We start from the raw sequence: 17,499 nt of genomic DNA, 5'->3' as shown, positions 1-17,499 counted from the left end.
CACTTTGCGAACTTAGCGTTTAAGACCGTTACGTTTGAAAATTAACTTTACGCACTTTGCGGTTAAAAAATGGCTAAAAAAAGAATTTTATTAAAATTAGGAAGCAATACGTTAACCAAAGAAACCAATCACATTTCGAGAGGAAAAATTGAAGATATTGGAATGCAAATAGCCATTTTACAAGGGGATTACGAGTTTATCATTGTGAGTTCCGGTGCGATTGCTGCAGCTAAACAATTTGTAAAACTGGAAAATCAAGACAAAGATGTTTTTGTAAAACAAGCGTTGGCTTCTATTGGCCAACCTCATTTGATGCGGATTTATCATGAAAACTTCAGTGATTTAGGATTACTGATTTCGCAATGTTTGCTTTCGTATTCTGATTTCGAAAAAGAGCAAGCCAAAGTAAATATTGTGAACACCATCAATGTGTTGGTCAAAAATAATTACATTCCGATTATCAATGAAAATGATACCGTGGCTACGGATGAGATTCAGTTTGGAGACAATGATAAATTAGCTGCTTTAACCGCCGTTTTATTAAATGTTGATATACTGATTATTGCTACCAATACAAACGGGATTTACACTAAAGCATCCATCCATGATGCAGTTCCTGAAACTATTTCTCTGGTAACCGATTTAAAAGTATTGGAAAAAGAGATTGGCGATTCTAAATCTTCACACGGAACTGGCGGAATGCAATCTAAAATAGAAGCTTCGGCAATCGCCAAAGCTGCCAATATCGAAACCTGGATTGTCAATGGCTTGGAAGACAACTTTATTTTGAAAGCCTTAAAAAACGAAATACCTTTTACTAAAATTCTATAAAATATGTTGATTCGGTTAATCGTCAATTCGGTTAATCAAATAAACAAATAACCGATTAAACACATAAGACGATGAACTACATTTCCATACAAAACATAGATTCGCTCAACAAATGGGTGAAACAAGCATTAAAAATCAAGAAAAAACCACTTAAAAACAAAAAACTGGGTAAAAACAAAACCTTGGGGATGTTGTTTTTTAATTCCAGCTTGAGAACGCGTTTGAGTACGCAAAAAGCAGCTTTGAATTTAGGAATGAACGTTATTGTGATGAATTTTAATAGCGAAGGTTGGACATTGGAGTTTGAAGACGGAGCCATCATGAACTCTGGTGCTTCGGAACATATTAAAGAAGCGGCAGCAGTAGTTTCTCAATATTGTGACATCATTGCTATTAGGGCTTTTGCCGGATTGGTAGACAAAGAAAAAGACAATGCGGAAACCGTTCTTATGGGTTTCTTAAAATATGCCACTGTGCCTGTTGTCAATATGGAAAGTGCTACAGGACATCCTTTACAATCGCTAGCTGATGCCATAACCATGGCTGAACATAAAACGGAACACAGACCAAAAGTAGTCTTGACTTGGGCGCCACATCCTAAAGCTTTACCTCAAGCAGTTCCTAATTCGTTTGTGGAAATGATGCAGTTACAAGATGCTGATTTTGTCATTACGCATCCCGAAGGTTACGAATTGAATCCTGAAATCACGAAAGATTCCAAGATTGAATACGATCAAGACAAAGCATTTGAAAACGCTGATTTTATCTATGCCAAAAACTGGAGCAATTACACCGATTATGGTCAGATTACTAATTCCGACCCAAACTGGACCGTAACAGCTGATAAAATGAAACTGACCAACAACGCTAAATTTATGCATTGTTTGCCGGTAAGACGTAATGTAATTGTTACCGACAAAGTGATCGACAGCGAAAACTCCATTGTTATCGAACAAGCCAATAATAGAACCTATGCCGCACAATTAGTGTTGCAAAAAATATTGGAAAATGGAAAATAAAAAACCGGTAACGCTTATAAAAATTGGAGGAAACATTATTGATAACCCAACGGAATTAACACAGTTTTTATTTGACTTTTCTAAAATTGAAGGCTACAAAGTACTCGTTCACGGCGGCGGAAAATCAGCTACCAAAATGGCAGAAAACATTGGTTTAGTTCCTCAAATGATTGATGGAAGACGCATTACCGATGCCGCTATGCTTGATGTAGTTGTGATGATTTATGCAGGTCAAATCAACAAAAATATCGTTGCCCAATTACAAGCAAATTCCACCAATGCGATGGGATTTTCCGGTGCCGATGGAAATTTAATTCAATCGGATAAAAGAAACCACCCAACCATCAATTACGGCTTTGTGGGCGATGTAAAAAAAGTAAACACACAATTATTGGAAACGTTACTTTCAAATGGAATAGTTCCGGTGTTTTGCGCGATTACGCATGATGGAAAAGGACAATTATTAAACACAAATGCAGATACTATTGCCAGTGAATTGGCAATTGCTTTATCGGAAGTTTTTGATGTCACTTTAAATTATTGCTTCGAAAAACCGGGCGTTTTATATGACGCCGAAGACGATTCTTCGGTAATTGAGAACATCAATCAAGAATTATATTCCAAATTAAAAGCCGAAAAAGCGATACATTCCGGCATGATTCCTAAATTAGACAACTGTTTCAACAGTTTGTCCAAGGGAGTTCAAAAAATAAAAATTGGCCATCACAGGATGTTGCAAGATAAAACGGCATTGTACACTACAATTACACTATGAAGAGTATAGAAATCCTTACACAAGAAGCCATTGTGCTATTAAAAGCACTGATTGAAACACCTTCCTTTTCAAGTGAAGAAGATAAAACAGCACTTTTAATCGAAAATTGGTTTACACAAAATAGTATCCCTTTCGAAAGAGAGAATAATAACATTTGGGCTTTCAATAAACATTTTGACAAGAACAAACCGACACTATTACTGAATTCACACCACGATACCGTAAAACCAAACCAAGGCTATACCAAAGATCCTTTTGAAGCTATCGTGAAAGAGGGAAAATTATTTGGATTGGGAAGCAATGATGCGGGTGGTTGTTTGGTTTCGCTTTTAGCCACTTTTGTTCATTTTTATTCGAATGAAAAGCTGCCCTACAATATTGTAATGGTCGCTTCAGCCGAGGAAGAAAGCAGCGGAAAAAATGGATTAAACAGCGTTTTAAAACATTTACCGGAACTGGAATGTGCCATTGTGGGAGAACCTACTTTAATGCAATTGGCCGTAGCCGAAAAAGGGTTATTGGTACTCGATGTCATCGTAAAAGGCACCGCCAGCCATGCCGCGCACAACAATCCTGACAATCCCATTTACAATGCGATACCGGTTATAGAATGGTTTAACAGCTATCAATTCAAAAAAATATCGGCCGTTTTAGGTCCTGTAAAAATGACGGTAACCCAAATCAACGCTGGAAAACAACACAATGTAGTTCCTGCGGAATGTCATTTGGTTGTCGATATTCGCGTGAATGATTGTTACAGCAATCCCGAAATTTTAGAAACCGTAAAAAGACATTTGACCGTCGAAGTCAATCCGCGTTCCATGCATTTGAATGCGTCATCGATTCCCGTTGCACATGGATTAGTACAAGCAGGAATCGCACTGGGAAGAACAACGTACGGCTCGCCTACCCTTTCGGATCAATCCGTTTTGAGTTGTAAATCCTTAAAATTAGGACCTGGAGAAACCCTGCGGTCCCATTCAGCAGACGAATTTATATTTATAAACGAAATAGAAGAAGGAATTCAATTGTATATCAAAATACTAACTGATTTTTTCAAACAATAAAATAATTTGGAGCTAATCCCGCTATTCGCTTTATCTTTTCCTGGCTAAAGAAGCCAGAAAAAGGATATCGCTGCTATCGGGGCTAAAAATCTAACAGTCTAAAAATCTAATTATCCATATATGAAACTTTGGGAAAAAGGAATACCAACAGATAAACAAATCGAACATTTCACCGTTGGTAACGACAGAGAACTTGATTTAGTGCTGGCCAAATACGATGCTTTAGGCTCTATAGCTCACGCCAAAATGTTGCATCAAATCGGACTTTTGACAACTTCCGAAACGGAATCTTTAGTGCTGGCTTTAGAAGATATTATTATTGATGCCGAAAAAGGGCATTTCGAAATCGAAGACAGTTTTGAAGACGTACATTCAAAAATCGAGTATCTTTTAACGGTAAAATTAGGCGATGCCGGAAAAAAAATCCATACTGCCCGTTCCCGTAACGACCAAGTTTTAGTAGACGTTAATTTGTATCTTAAAGATGTAGTTAAAGAACTAAAGGAACAAGTAAAAACATTGTTCGATCTGCTTATGGAATCAGCAGAAAAACATCAAAATGTTTTGTTGCCCGGGTACACACACCTTCAAATTGCGATGCCGTCTTCTTTTGGAATGTGGTTTTCCGCTTACGCCGAAACTTTGATTGATGACATAACAATGCTAAATGCTGCTTTGAAAATAGTAGACCAAAACCCTTTGGGTTCGGCTGCAGGTTATGGAAGTTCCTTCCCTATCAACAGAACATTCACCACAGAGGAATTGGGTTTTGAAACCTTAAAATTCAATTCGGTTGCGGCACAAATGAGCCGTGGAAAATCAGAAAAAACGGTTGCTTTTGCAATGAGCAGTGTTGCTGCTACTTTGGCGAAGTTTTCTATGGACGTTTGTTTGTATATGAGCCAGAATTTTGATTTCATCAGTTTACCTGCTCATCTTACAACAGGTTCCAGCATTATGCCACACAAGAAAAATCCAGATGTTTTTGAGTTGATCCGTGGAAAATGCAACAAAATTCAAGCATTGCCATACGAAATCACTTTAATAACCAACAACTTACCAAGCGGGTATCACAGGGATTTACAACTTTTGAAAGAAGGCTTGTTTCCTGCGATTCAAAACCTGAAAGCCTGTTTGGATATTGCTATTTTCGCTATAAAAGACATCAAAGTAAAAGAACACATATTAGACGATCCTAAATACAATTATCTGTTCACTGTGGATACCCTGAACGAAATGGTTCTTGCCGGAATGCCTTTTAGAGATGCGTATAAAGCGGTGGCAGAACAACTGGAAAATGGTACTTTCAAATCACCAAAAGAAACCAAACATACACACGAAGGAAGTATTAATAATCTGTGTTTAAAGGAAATAAAAAGGAAGATGAGGGATTCTTATTAATTCAAAAACCAAAATAGTTGTTGCAAAAAAATCCATTCGTTGAAGCGAATGGGTTTTTTTATATTTTAAATTTAAACTATTGACTATTAAACCTTTTTTCCTAACTCTTCCGCATCAATATCACTATGCGAAACATTGTAAATGGCTTTTCCGTCTTTAATTACTATCAATTGTGGGGATTGATGCGTCACACCAAATTGATCTGCAATAGCATTAGAAATTGCTCTATATTCTATTAAATCTAAAAAATAAGGCGTAACTTTATCTGAGCTATTAAACTCATTTTCAAACTGTTTCAATGCCATCCTACTTACGCTACATCGAGTACTGTGTTTAAAAATTGCTACTGGTTTTTCATTCGAAATAGTAATAATTTCATTCAGTTGCCCTATATCGGTTAGTTCATTCCACTTGATTTTATTTTCATATAAATTCTTGTCATCTGAACTATTAAACATATTTTTAAAAAAACTCATAATTGTCTTATTTTAAGACATTTTGACTTTGGTATATGATAAAAATCATGAAATTTCTGTCAATTTGTCTGTATTATTGTAATGGAATATATATTGAATATTGATTCGCAAAGTTAGCTAAATAACATAAACAATATAAAATCATGAACATAAATAAATTTACGATTAAATCTCAAGAAGCCATTCAGCTTTCCCAACAATTGGCGCAAAGCCATGGGCAACAACAAATAGAAAATGAACATATTTTCAAGGCTATTTTTGAAGTCGATGAAAATGTGGCTCCATTTATTCTGAAAAAACTGAACGTAAATGTGCCTTTATTTCTTCAAATATTAGACAGCACAATTCAGAGTTTTCCAAAAGTTTCCGGTGGCGAAATTATGCTTTCCAGAACCGCAAACACAACCCTTAACGAAGCGGAAATTATTGCCAAAAAAATGAATGATGAATTCGTTTCTATAGAGCATTTAATTTTAGCAATTTTTGATTCTAAAACAAAGACTGCCCAAATATTAAAAGATCAAGGCGTAACCGGAAAAGGATTGAAAGCCGCCATAGAAGAATTGCGAAAAGGAGAACGAGTAACCTCTGCCTCTGCCGAAGAAACCTATAATTCATTAAATAAATACGCCAAAAACCTGAACGAATTGGCCCGCGCTGGTAAACTCGATCCAGTCATTGGTCGTGACGAAGAAATTCGCAGGGTGTTGCAAATTCTTACCCGTAGAACTAAAAATAATCCGATGTTGGTGGGAGAACCCGGAGTGGGGAAAACCGCCATCGCCGAAGGATTAGCACATAGAATTGTCGATGGAGACGTTCCTGATAATTTGAAAGATAAAATCGTGTATTCCCTTGATATGGGAGCCTTGATTGCCGGTGCCAAATACAAAGGGGAATTTGAAGAACGATTAAAATCAGTAGTAAAAGAGGTCACTTCTGCCGAAGGCGATATTGTTTTATTCATTGACGAAATCCATACACTGGTGGGAGCTGGAGGTGGCGAAGGCGCTATGGATGCAGCCAATATTCTGAAACCGGCGTTGGCTCGTGGGGAGTTGCGCGCCATTGGAGCAACCACATTAGACGAATATCAAAAATATTTTGAAAAAGACAAAGCACTCGAAAGACGTTTCCAAAAAATAATGGTCGAAGAACCGGATACCGAAAGTGCCATTTCGATTTTACGTGGAATCAAGGAGAAATACGAAACGCACCATAAAGTTCAAATCAAAGACGACGCTATTATTGCTGCTGTCGAATTATCGCAACGCTATATCACGAACCGCTTTCTTCCGGACAAAGCGATTGATTTAATGGATGAAGCCGCTTCCAAACTGCGTATGGAAATCAATTCAAAACCCGAAGAACTGGATGTTTTGGATCGAAAAATTATGCAGTTGGAAATTGAAATTGAAGCCATCAAAAGAGAAAAAGACGAAAGTAAGCTGAAAATTCTAGGAATGGATTTGGCGAACCTAAAAGAAGATCGCAACGAAATCTACGCCAAATGGAAATCAGAGAAAGATGTAGTCGATAATATTCAAGCCGTAAAAACGGAAATTGAAGACTTTAAATACGAAGCCGAACGTGCCGAACGGGACGGTGATTATGGAAAAGTAGCCGAAATTCGGTATGGTAAAATCAAGGAAGCCCAAGAACGTTTAGACATTTTACTCAAGGAATTACAAGAAAACCAATCCGGAACTTCGTTGATAAAAGAAGAAGTTACCCGCGAAGACATTGCCGAAGTGGTTGCCAAATGGACTGGAATTCCGGTGATGAAAATGCTTCAGGGTGAACGAGAAAAACTACTGAAACTGGAAGATGAATTGCATCACAGAGTTGTAGGACAGGAAGAAGCCATTCAAGCCGTGAGTGATGCCGTGCGCCGAAGCCGTGCCGGATTGCAGGATATGAAAAAACCGGTGGGAACCTTTCTTTTCCTCGGCACAACGGGAGTTGGTAAAACAGAATTGGCGAAAGCCTTAGCCGAATACCTGTTTGACGATGAAAATGCGATGACCCGTATCGACATGAGCGAGTACCAAGAACGCCACAGCGTAAGCCGTTTGGTGGGTGCGCCTCCGGGATACGTGGGCTATGATGAAGGCGGACAATTGACCGAAGCCGTGCGTAGAAAGCCGTATTCCGTAATCTTGCTGGATGAGATTGAAAAAGCGCATCCGGACACATTCAACATCTTACTACAAGTATTAGATGAAGGACGTTTGACAGATAACAAAGGACGTTTGGCCGACTTTAAAAACACCATTATAATTATGACTTCTAATATGGGAAGCCAGATTATTCAGGAGAAATTCGAGAATTTAAAAGGAAGTGTAGAAGCCGCCACCGAACTCGCCAAAGTAGAAGTTCTTGGGTTGCTAAAACAAACGGTGCGTCCGGAATTCATCAATCGTATTGACGAAATAGTAATGTTCACGCCGCTTACCAGTGAAAATATTGCACAAATTGTAGGCTTGCAACTGAAAAATGTTACCAAAATGCTGGCGCAACAAGGCATTACGATGGACGCCACTCCAGAAGCCATTGCCTATTTATCTGAGAAAGGATACGATCCGCAATTTGGTGCCAGACCAGTAAAACGTGTGATTCAAAGAGATGTGCTCAATGAATTATCTAAAGAAATTCTATCCGGAAAAATAACGACAGACAGCATCGTTTTGATCGATGCGTTTGATGGAAAATTGGTTTTTAGAAATCAGACGGAAATGGTCTCTTAATCCAAATACTTTAAATTTATGAAAACATCAGTTGCAAGACTGGTGTTTTTTTATGCTCATTTTTTTTTAGGAGCAGAACGTTTATATATTTTCATCACGAGTTGTCCCGCTGTCCGCTGTATCTTTTTTAAACGCAACCTTTTCAGCATTAAAAACTTTGACAGGGTTAAAAGCGTTTATAAAAAGGATACTTGCTACCATCGGGGCTATAGACAACTATCATTTTCATAATTATTTGTAGAATTTTTTTCTAGTTTGCCATTCCGATAAAGCCATAACATTAAAAACATAAATTATTGATTTATAAACAATTAAAAACTAATAAAAATTATTTAACGTTTAGATAAGCAACCATGCCTGTTTAAAAACATCTATAGTATAATTATAAACAAATAATTTTATTATGAAAAAATTCAAATTACAATCGATTCTATTCGTATTATTCGCAGCAACAGCATTAACTTCTTGTAGTAATGATGATGATGCACAAAGCGTTCCACAACTGATTACAAAAAATGCTTTTGTAACAGAGGTAAAAGGTCCAACAACAGGAAAAGTAGATGAAATCATCACTTTGGACGTTGTCTTTAAAGTGGACAATAGCTGTGGAGACTTCAATAAATTTATTGATGCGACAATAGGAACCGAAAAAGGGTTACAAGTAGAAGCTAAATATTTATCTGATATTTGCGATAAAATGGTACCGGAACCAAAAACAACAACCTATAAATTCAAATCGACGGTTAAAGGAAGTTATGATCTAAAATTCAGAAAATCTGAAACGGAGTTTATCACTCATACTATTGTTATTAACTAGTTTGCTTTAATAATTAAATTTTATAGAAACATCAGTCGAATGGCTGGTGTTTTTTTTTATACCATACTGTTTTTTAGGAGTAAACCGGCTGATTTAATTGCTATTTTTATAATCCGTATCCAAAAAAAGTAAAAATGCGTAACCACTTTAATCTATAGTTTCAATTTCACAAATTGGAAAGTGTACAATTGGAAAATTACACGAATTGGCTATAAAACAGAGTTGGTTTGCTTTTTTATGTAAGCTAAGCGCCTCCTCTATTTTTTCTTTGTTAGTAATACGAACTTTCGGATTCAGTTTAATCGCAATAAAACGACCGCTACCGTCGGCCAAAACCTCTAGAGTTGCCTCTGCTTCATCTGTATAAGACAACACGTCGATATCATTTTGTTTACAAACATATAAGTAAGACATCATGTGACAGGAAACCACACTACTCAATAACAGGTCTTCGGGATTGTACAAAGCTGGATCTCCTTTGAAAGTTTTAGCAGCCGAAACATTTAAAACAGCCTTACCGTCAATAGTTATGGTATGACTTTTAGTATACGTCGCCGCTTCCTTTTTGGAAAAAAACCAATCTAATTTAGCTTTAAATACATGTTTGAATCCCATAATTATTTTTATTTCAAAAGTAATTAAAAACAGTATCGCTAATACAGAAAGGTTTTGGGTGAATATTAACTAAAAATTCACTCGTTTTATAAATAGAGTAAATAAAAAAAGTTTTAGCTTCGCACCAATAAACAAACAAAACGCATTAATCAAATTTTGGCAAACAATACCAAAATCAACACAGTTTCTAAAACAATCAAAATGGCATCAGGTTTTTTCGCACTATTAGATGATATCGCAGCAATTATGGATGATGTTGCAGTAATGAGTAAATTTGCAGCAAAAAAAACAGCGGGTATTTTAGGCGATGATTTAGCCGTAAATGCCGAAAAAGCTTCCGGATTTATCTCCTCAAGAGAACTACCCGTATTATGGGCAATTGCAAAAGGTTCTTTCATTAATAAAGTAATCATTTTACCCATTGCCTTTCTGTTGAGTGCTTTTTCCCCTTTGGCGGTTATCATAATCTTAGTACTTGGCGGACTTTATTTAGCTTACGAAGGTGCCGAAAAAATATACGAATACTTCTTTCCACACGAACATGCAAAACACGAAATTTTGTTGGAACCGATGACCGAAGAACAAATTTTAGCCTTTGAAAAAGGAAAAATAAAATCAGCCATCGTAACCGATTTTATTTTATCCGTAGAAATCGTGATTATTGCGCTGGGTACCGTTATTGGAAAACCCATTTTATCTCAGATTATGGTTGTTTCCATCATTGCAATAATAGCAACCGTAGGTGTTTACGGCATTGTAGCCCTAATTGTAAGAATGGATGAAGCAGGTTTAAAACTGATTCAACTGAGTACCAAAGAACGCAGTTTCACAAAAACTTTAGGAAATATACTGGTACAAGCACTGCCAAAAGTCATCAAAAGTCTATCCGTTATTGGCACTATCGCCTTGATATTAGTGGCAGGCGGTATATTTGTACATAATATCGATTTCTTACATCATGTATTACCACAATTACCGGCCATCGTAACCGAATTTTTTATCGGACTTACAATCGGCGGAATTGTTTTGGGAATTGTAACCCTGTTCAAAAAGATAATTGGCAAAAAGTAAGCAGCAATTGAATACACTTTAGCAGTATACATAATTAAAAAACAAGGAGAACATCAGTCGAAAGGCTGGTGTTTTTTTATGCCGTACTGTTTTTTTTAGGAGCAGAACTATTTCTAAATTTAGAGAAATATATCCAATTAAGCACAAAAAATATCCAGCTAATAAAAAACCCATTTAACGATTTGTAAGAAAATTTTAATATATTTGAAGGAACATAAAGCGAAACAAACCTTCGCTAATCTATCCCAAATTGGGTGTATAAGCGCTACTTTGTAACGGGTATATACAAGTTAGCTGTAATGCGTCAAAATTGCACTTAAAAAACACCAATATGAAAAATTCTTTCGTTGCTTTTTTTGATATTTTAGGTTTCAAGAATATGGTAGAAAAAAATTCTCACGAAGAATTAATGGAAGCCTACCAGTTTGGATTATATGACAGTTTAGAAAATGCAGAAGAAGCTACTAATTTGTTTTTAGGTATGATAACTCCACGAGAAGAGTTAGAAACATTAAAAATTCAAATCTATGTTATCTCTGATAGTATAATTTTTATTCAAGACACTTTAACTCAAAGAGGGCTTTTATATATAATTTCATATTGCAGAATGTTGATTGGAAGTTGCCTCGCAGATGGAATCCCAATTCGAGGAGCACTATCTTTTGGTCCTGTTTCTGTAGAAAATAAAAGAGGAACTACAATCGTTGGAAAAGGTTTAACTAAAGCTTATAATTTAGAATCTAAACAACAATGGGCTGGCGGAATTGTCGATAAAGAATGTTTTGATATAGTACCAAAAGAGAATGAAGATTTAGTAAATCACTTGATTAATAATAAAAAAAATCCAATAATCACTAAATATAATGTTCCACAAAAAGATGGTTCAGAAAAAGAAGAGTTAGCTATGGATTGGACAATATATCAACTTATAAAAAATCCAGAAGATATTAGAAAAGCATTTAGCAAGCATAACAAGGAAATAAACGATGATGTTGAAATAAAGATTGAAAATACTATTAAATTTTTCAACTCACTACAAACATAAAAGCACTACAGCTAAAACTAAGTCAGCTGTAATGACAATGCAGAAAAAAAAGAAATCTAAAAAATCATTATGAAACAATTATTTACTTTATGTTTATTTACTCTTTTCTCAATAAACACATTTGGACAAAACATTAAAAAAGACAGTATTTCTCAAAAATATGAAGCTAGTGAAATAGTTAAGCTTGATAGTTTAAAAGGTGAAGTGATTTTTACTCGAGCTAAAGAATGGATTAGCCTAAATTATAAATCGGCCAAAGACGTTATTCAATTAGCAGATAAAGAAAGTTTAAAAATAATTGTCAAAGGTAATTTCAGTTCAACACTGTTTATGAAAGAGGGCTTTATTTCTCACACTTTAGTTTTAGATTTTAAAGATGGAAAAATGCGTTATACTTATTCTAACTTCAGTTATTATAGTACAGGTTCAGGAAGTATGGATTTTGAAAGTAAAAATTTAGGATTTAAAAAATCAATCTTTAAATCAACTGAAAAAGATATAAAAACTTCAATTGATAGTTTGAAAAAATATATTCTACAAAATGCAAGCAAGAAAAACGATTGGTGAAAAAGCACTACAGCTAACAGTTAGAGTTTCGTTGCGTGCGTAGCACGAACAATGAAACACCCGCTCTACGAAGTCTCCTGACTTCGGAGTCGTCATGAGAAAATCAAAATAAGAAATATCCTCAAACTATTTAAAACCTAAAAACCGCTCGTGAACTCGAACATAAGCAAACAACTTATTGACAAATATCAAAAAAGACTCTTGACTATTATAATTTAAACTTCAATACAATAAATATGAAAATATTTAAACCAACCCATAAATTGCTGACTGCAATAGTCACTTTATTTATACTTTCCTTTAGTACAAATACTGTGGCTCAGGAAAAAATTCAAATGGTAAGATTGGCAAAAATTAAAGTTGATCCATTGCAATTGGACAAGTATACTATTGCGTTAAAAGAACAAATGACTACTGCAGTTCGTCTTGAGCCAGGAGTGTTAACTTATTACGCCGTTGCGGACAAAACCGAACCATCACACATCACAATACTTGAAATATATGCTGATACAACGGCATACAAATCACACATAGAAACTACTCATTTTAAGAAATACAAGGAGACTGTTAAAGATATGGTTAAATCTCTGGAACTTGTAGATGTTACCCTAATTGGCTCGGCAAATAAAATGGATAAATAATCCGTAAAAAAACAACTCTTAGCGATACCGCTAATTGTGAAAAGAACCATTCCAAATAATTAAAGAATACTACACTAAAACAACTTATATATCCTGTGAATTGGAATCATCACACCTTGCTTTAGCATAACATTTTTGTCTGTAACTCCCCAAACCGTAGTATCTACTATTTTTTTGGATTCGTCATCTTCAAAGAAAATTTTAATTTTTGAATGCTCTAAATTACCCAATGACAAAGCCCTATTGATATCGCTTATCCGAGTTTTTATTTCCTCCACATCGTCAAGAACATCTGTTGCAGGAAATTTAAGAAGAGCGATGTCTTTTTTATCGATGATTTTGAATTCTTCTGTCATAATTGTAAAAATTTAATTAATTATAAGTTACACTATTGTAGTAAAACTGAACCCGTTTTATTAGCTGTAATACTCCATACAAAAATAAAACCACCTTGACTTTGTTAATGCCAATTTTATATTAATTTTTCTCCTGCTCAAAGTATTGCTAGTATCGGCAATTATTCTCTATACCCTTTAGATCACTTCTCTCATCTTCATTGAAGTTCTTAAAACAATATTTCCAAAGACTATTTAAAACCTAAAAAACACAGTACCCCTATTTTCTACTCTTTATAAAATTCACTATTTTTGCAGTCTAAATTTTTAGTCATGCCAAACAAGAAATACAAAATAGCGGTCATTCAATTGAATCTTAATGATATTGCCGAAAACAACTTGAAAAAATGTTTGAGTTGGGTTCGTGATGCCGCCAACCTTGGTGCCGAGGTGATTTCGTTACCCGAATTATACAGCAGTCATTATTTTTGTCAAAGCGAAGATGTAGATAATTTTGCTTTGGCAGAACCATTGTACAGTACTTCGTTTATTGCTTTTAGCGCTTTGGCAAAAGAATTAGGCGTAGTGATTATTGTTCCTTTCTTCGAAAAAAGAATGGCAGGAATTTACCATAATAGTGCGTACATCATTGATACGGATGGTTCGGAAGCAGGATTGTATCGTAAAATGCACATTCCTGATGATCCTCATTTTTATGAAAAATTCTATTTCACGCCTGGTGATTTAGGTTTCAAAACCATTCCAACTCAAAAAGGAAAAATTGGAACATTAATTTGTTGGGATCAATGGTATCCCGAAGCGGCTCGTTTGACTGCTTTACAAGGAGCCGAAGTGTTATTTTACCCAACAGCAATTGGTTGGCATCCAGCAGAAAAAGATGAATATGGTACAAACCAACATGGCGCTTGGATGAGTGTAATGAAAGGCCACGCAGTTGCCAATGGTGTTTATGTTGCAGCAGCAAATAGAATTGGTTTAGAGCAATACTTACCTGATACGGCGGGAATCCAGTTTTGGGGATCTTCGTTTATTGCGGGTCCGCAAGGCGAAATTTTGGCGCAAGCCTCACACGATAAAGAAGAAATTCTGATTGCCGAAGTGGATTTAGATTTACAAGAAAATGTACGTCAGAATTGGCCGTTCTTTAGAGACCGAAGAATTGACGCTTTTGGTGATATTACAAAAAGAGCTATTGACTAAATCATCTTTCGATAATAAAAAAATCCCTGCTTAGAATGATTTCTCAGCAGGGATTTTTATTTAAAAATAAGCTCTTAATTCAAATCTGGCTGGAATATTTTAACGACACCATCCCCTTCACTGCTGACCACCACTAAACTTCTTTTGTTAGGGCTTTTCGAAGCTGGAATAAAAAGCAATCCTTCTGGAGCATCTCCTGTTTTGAAAGCCTGCAAAAATTTTGGGGCCGCAGGATTGGTAACATCATATACCATAACCGCATCTACTCGCTCTAATCCAACAAAAAGAATCGTTTTATCGCCCATTTTAGTAACCACAACTGATTCTGGTTCTACTGATTTATCATCACTTCTTGTATCATCATACACACCAAATTCTTGCGCTTTCTTGTCTAATTCATTTTTACTGTCAAATACCATTTCTCCTGTATTTCCATTCCAAATTGAAAAAGAACGGGCTCCAAAAGAAACTAATTCGTCAAAATCACCATCACCGTCCGTGTCACCCATTTTGGTATTGATATTCAATCTTCCCATGCTAGCCTCGGCCTTTAAAGCTACGGCATTTGGAAATGCTATTGGATCCAGAAGAACAGAGGAACTGCTGATTCTTTTTACATCAACAAAAGCACTGTATTCTCTAGCATCTCCTTCATTTGCAGTAACAAAATAAGGGATTTTATTGATTTCGAAATTAGTGATCGCATCCGGTTGAAACATTCCTTTCGCTTTCCAAGTATTCATCAAAACGCCACCATCTTTATCACTGATATCAATTGCATTTTCGGCAAGATTGTAATCTTTGTAGCCTAATGGAAATACATTCGTGATTGTTTTAGTTGCCAAATCAATTTTAGCCACCCCGTTGTTTTCCTGTAAAGTCACCCAAGCCGTTTTTGAATCAGCAGAAATCGTTATGTATTCCGGTTCAATATCAGAGGCAAAATTATTTGTTGGACTTGCAATTCTGAATCCTTTTGTTTTCAGTGTACTCAATTGACTGCTAAAACTTCCGAAATTTAAAGTCGTCACCGCATAATTATTGTTGACCGCAATAATAGAAACGGAACCATCCGGATCTATCGAATAGGTATCATTTGGCTCTCCTTCATTAGCAGTCATGATATAATTTCCGTCAGGTGAGAAAGTAATCATATCCGGTAAAGCACCAACCGTAATTTCTTTGATCAGACTGTAATTAGCCGTATCAAAAACAACCACTTTTCCTGCATCTTGTCTATTTGGTTTTGCTTCTAATGCAACTGCTAATTTTCCATTATATGTTGCAACACTGTTTGAAGCACCATTAAATGGGGTTAAATCGATACTTGTTAGAAAAACTGGACTAGATGGATTAGATAAATCAATAATATCAATTCTATTTGTATTACTGTTGTTTACGGTAAATAACTTTTTAGAAACTTCATCATACGCACTTATTTCTGCTGCTCCGGCACCACCAATAGTAATGGAACCAATTTCTTTGAAAGTTGCAGCATTTTCATTAACAACTAACTCAGGAGATTCCTCTTTATTAGAGTCATTTTCGCAACTTGACAATACCATAATTGCCGCGAGTATTGTAATACCATACTTTTTCATAACTGTATTTTTAATTTTTTTCAAAAATAACTAGCTGAAACCCGACAAGAATTAACTCAATATTATATAATCATTACCAAAACTATTCTTATAAATTTATGAGTTACCCAAAATGAATGGTTGCTAACTATTTTAAAATCCTACTGAATGTTTATATTTGCAGTCTTTATAATTAGAAACGCTTTATGACTACAAATAATAGAAGATTTCCTGCTGAATGGGAAAAGCAACAAGGGATTTTACTGTGTTTTCCTCACAATGGGAAAGACTGGCCGGGGAAATATGAAGCGATTCAATGGGCTTTTGTAGAATTTATTAAAAAAGTGGCTACTTTCGAACAAGTCTATTTAATCGTTGCAGATGAAAACCAAAAAGAGAAAGTCAATGTCATGCTGGAAACAGCTCATGTTGCGCTAACAAATGTTTCGTACATCATTCATAAAACCAATAGAAGCTGGATGCGTGATTCGGGCCCAATAATCGTTAAAAACGGAACCAAAAGGGAAGTCTTAAACTTTAATTTTAATGGCTGGGCCAAATATAAAAACATTCAGCTTGACAAGTTTGTTCCTGCAAAAGTGGGCGAATTTCTAAATATTCCTGTTACTCAAGTACTATACAAAGGAAAACCGGTAATTGTTGAAGGCGGTGCGATTGACACTAATGGACGCGGTACTTTACTAACTTCTGAAGAATGCTTGATGCATCCTGATATTCAGGTTCGGAATCCAAATTTCACCAAAGCCGATTACGAAGCGGTTTTCAAGGAATATCTTGGGATTACGAATGTGATTTGGTTAGGTAACGGAATTGAAGGCGATGACACACACGGTCATATTGATGATTTATGCAGATTTGTAAACGAAGATACCATTGTGACTATTGTAGAAACAGATCCAAAAGATAATAACTATAAACCATTACAAGACAATTTAAAACGCTTGCAAAACGCCAAACTGGAAAATGGTAAATCACCAATAATTGTGGTCTTACCAATGCCAAAACGTTTGGAATTTGATGGCTTGCGATTGCCGGCGAGTTATGCAAATTTCCTGATTTTGAACAATTGTGTTTTGGTTCCTACTTTTAACGACAGTAATGATAGAAAAGCGTTAAACATCCTTTCAGAGTGTTTTCCGGATAGAGAAATCATCGGAATCAGCGCTACTGATTTCATTTGGGGTTTTGGAACATTGCATTGCCTAAGTCAGCAAATTCCAGCATAAATTTAGAACAGAAAAATAAAAAAAATAAAAAAGACTTGTAGATT

17 protein-coding genes are annotated in these 17,499 nt (G+C 35.6%); 13 read left to right on the top strand and 4 right to left on the bottom strand.

From position 1 onward, the window contains the following. Positions 1–69: 69 nt before the first annotated feature. From proB to argH, 5 genes are all read left to right on the top strand, one after another. Positions 70–831 carry a glutamate 5-kinase gene (proB, locus tag E0I61_RS15325; RefSeq protein WP_132072526.1) on the top strand — a complete coding sequence of 254 codons (762 nt, stop codon included), beginning with the start codon at positions 70–72 and terminating at the stop codon, positions 829–831. A gap of 71 nt (positions 832–902) precedes the next feature. Further along, a complete protein-coding gene (locus E0I61_RS15320; RefSeq protein ID WP_132072524.1) occupies positions 903–1,850 on the top strand; it encodes an N-acetylornithine carbamoyltransferase in 948 nt (315 codons plus the stop codon). Further along, on the top strand, positions 1,840–2,625 hold the full coding sequence (gene argB / locus E0I61_RS15315; RefSeq protein ID WP_132072522.1) for an acetylglutamate kinase: 786 nt from the start codon (positions 1,840–1,842) through the stop codon (positions 2,623–2,625). Before E0I61_RS15320 ends, argB begins: the two co-directional genes overlap by 11 nt. Further along, on the top strand, positions 2,622–3,692 hold the full coding sequence (locus E0I61_RS15310; protein ID WP_132072520.1) for a M20 family metallo-hydrolase: 1,071 nt from the start codon (positions 2,622–2,624) through the stop codon (positions 3,690–3,692). Before argB ends, E0I61_RS15310 begins: the two co-directional genes overlap by 4 nt. 120 nt (positions 3,693–3,812) lie before the next feature. Continuing rightward, positions 3,813–5,093: an argininosuccinate lyase gene (gene argH, locus E0I61_RS15305; RefSeq protein ID WP_132072518.1), complete on the top strand. Its 1,281-nt coding sequence runs from the start codon at positions 3,813–3,815 to the stop codon at positions 5,091–5,093. Between the two features lie 86 nt (positions 5,094–5,179). Here the strand turns inward: argH and ytxJ are convergent, their stop codons facing one another. Beyond that, a complete protein-coding gene (ytxJ, locus tag E0I61_RS15300) occupies positions 5,180–5,569 on the bottom strand; it encodes a bacillithiol system redox-active protein YtxJ (protein WP_132072516.1) in 390 nt (129 codons plus the stop codon). Positions 5,570–5,712: 143 nt separating this feature from the next. Between ytxJ and clpB the strand changes: the two genes are divergently transcribed. Beyond that, positions 5,713–8,316, top strand: coding sequence for an ATP-dependent chaperone ClpB (gene clpB / locus E0I61_RS15295; RefSeq protein WP_131997244.1), 2,604 nt, complete (start codon positions 5,713–5,715; stop codon positions 8,314–8,316). A 403-nt stretch (positions 8,317–8,719) separates the two neighbouring features. Continuing rightward, positions 8,720–9,133, top strand: coding sequence for a hypothetical protein (locus E0I61_RS15290; RefSeq protein WP_132072514.1), 414 nt, complete (start codon positions 8,720–8,722; stop codon positions 9,131–9,133). 147 nt (positions 9,134–9,280) lie between these two features. On the opposite strand, the gene E0I61_RS15285 is transcribed toward E0I61_RS15290, so the two are convergent. Then, the gene (locus E0I61_RS15285; protein WP_132072512.1) at positions 9,281–9,748 is read right to left on the bottom strand and encodes an OsmC family protein; all 468 of its coding nucleotides are present in this window, start codon (positions 9,746–9,748) and stop codon (positions 9,281–9,283) included. 201 nt (positions 9,749–9,949) lie between these two features. On the opposite strand from E0I61_RS15285, the gene E0I61_RS15280 reads away from it, so the two are divergent. From E0I61_RS15280 to E0I61_RS15265, 4 genes are all read left to right on the top strand, one after another. Continuing rightward, on the top strand, positions 9,950–10,819 hold the full coding sequence (locus E0I61_RS15280) for a DUF808 domain-containing protein (protein WP_132072509.1): 870 nt from the start codon (positions 9,950–9,952) through the stop codon (positions 10,817–10,819). 331 nt (positions 10,820–11,150) lie between these two features. Further along, a complete protein-coding gene (locus E0I61_RS15275) occupies positions 11,151–11,864 on the top strand; it encodes a hypothetical protein (protein WP_132072507.1) in 714 nt (237 codons plus the stop codon). A 69-nt stretch (positions 11,865–11,933) separates the two neighbouring features. Beyond that, positions 11,934–12,431 carry a DUF4468 domain-containing protein gene (locus E0I61_RS15270; RefSeq protein WP_132072503.1) on the top strand — a complete coding sequence of 166 codons (498 nt, stop codon included), beginning with the start codon at positions 11,934–11,936 and terminating at the stop codon, positions 12,429–12,431. A 236-nt stretch (positions 12,432–12,667) separates the two neighbouring features. After that, a complete protein-coding gene (locus E0I61_RS15265; RefSeq protein ID WP_132072501.1) occupies positions 12,668–13,072 on the top strand; it encodes a putative quinol monooxygenase in 405 nt (134 codons plus the stop codon). A 74-nt stretch (positions 13,073–13,146) separates the two neighbouring features. Here the strand turns inward: E0I61_RS15265 and E0I61_RS15260 are convergent, their stop codons facing one another. After that, entirely contained in the window at positions 13,147–13,428 is a 282-nt protein-coding gene (locus E0I61_RS15260; RefSeq protein WP_132072500.1) for a hypothetical protein, read from the bottom strand. A 312-nt stretch (positions 13,429–13,740) separates the two neighbouring features. Here E0I61_RS15260 and E0I61_RS15255 point away from each other — a divergent pair, with 312 nt between their 5' ends. After that, positions 13,741–14,628, top strand: a complete 888-nt coding sequence (locus E0I61_RS15255; protein WP_132072497.1) for a carbon-nitrogen hydrolase — start codon at positions 13,741–13,743, stop codon at positions 14,626–14,628. A gap of 74 nt (positions 14,629–14,702) precedes the next feature. Here E0I61_RS15255 and E0I61_RS15250 read toward each other — a convergent pair whose 3' ends face one another. Further along, positions 14,703–16,229 (bottom strand): choice-of-anchor I family protein, encoded by a 1,527-nt coding sequence (locus tag E0I61_RS15250; protein WP_132072494.1) that lies wholly within the window; start codon positions 16,227–16,229, stop codon positions 14,703–14,705. A gap of 185 nt (positions 16,230–16,414) precedes the next feature. Between E0I61_RS15250 and E0I61_RS15245 the strand changes: the two genes are divergently transcribed. Then, positions 16,415–17,455 carry an agmatine deiminase family protein gene (locus E0I61_RS15245; protein ID WP_132072492.1) on the top strand — a complete coding sequence of 347 codons (1,041 nt, stop codon included), beginning with the start codon at positions 16,415–16,417 and terminating at the stop codon, positions 17,453–17,455. Positions 17,456–17,499 lie beyond the last annotated feature (44 nt).

The sequence above is a fragment of the Flavobacterium ranwuense genome (assembly GCF_004349315.1).
GTDB classification, from domain to species: Bacteria; Bacteroidota; Bacteroidia; order Flavobacteriales; family Flavobacteriaceae; genus Flavobacterium; species Flavobacterium ranwuense.
The sequence above is the reverse complement of the archived record's forward strand: the minus strand, read 5'-3'. Positions and strand labels throughout refer to the sequence as shown.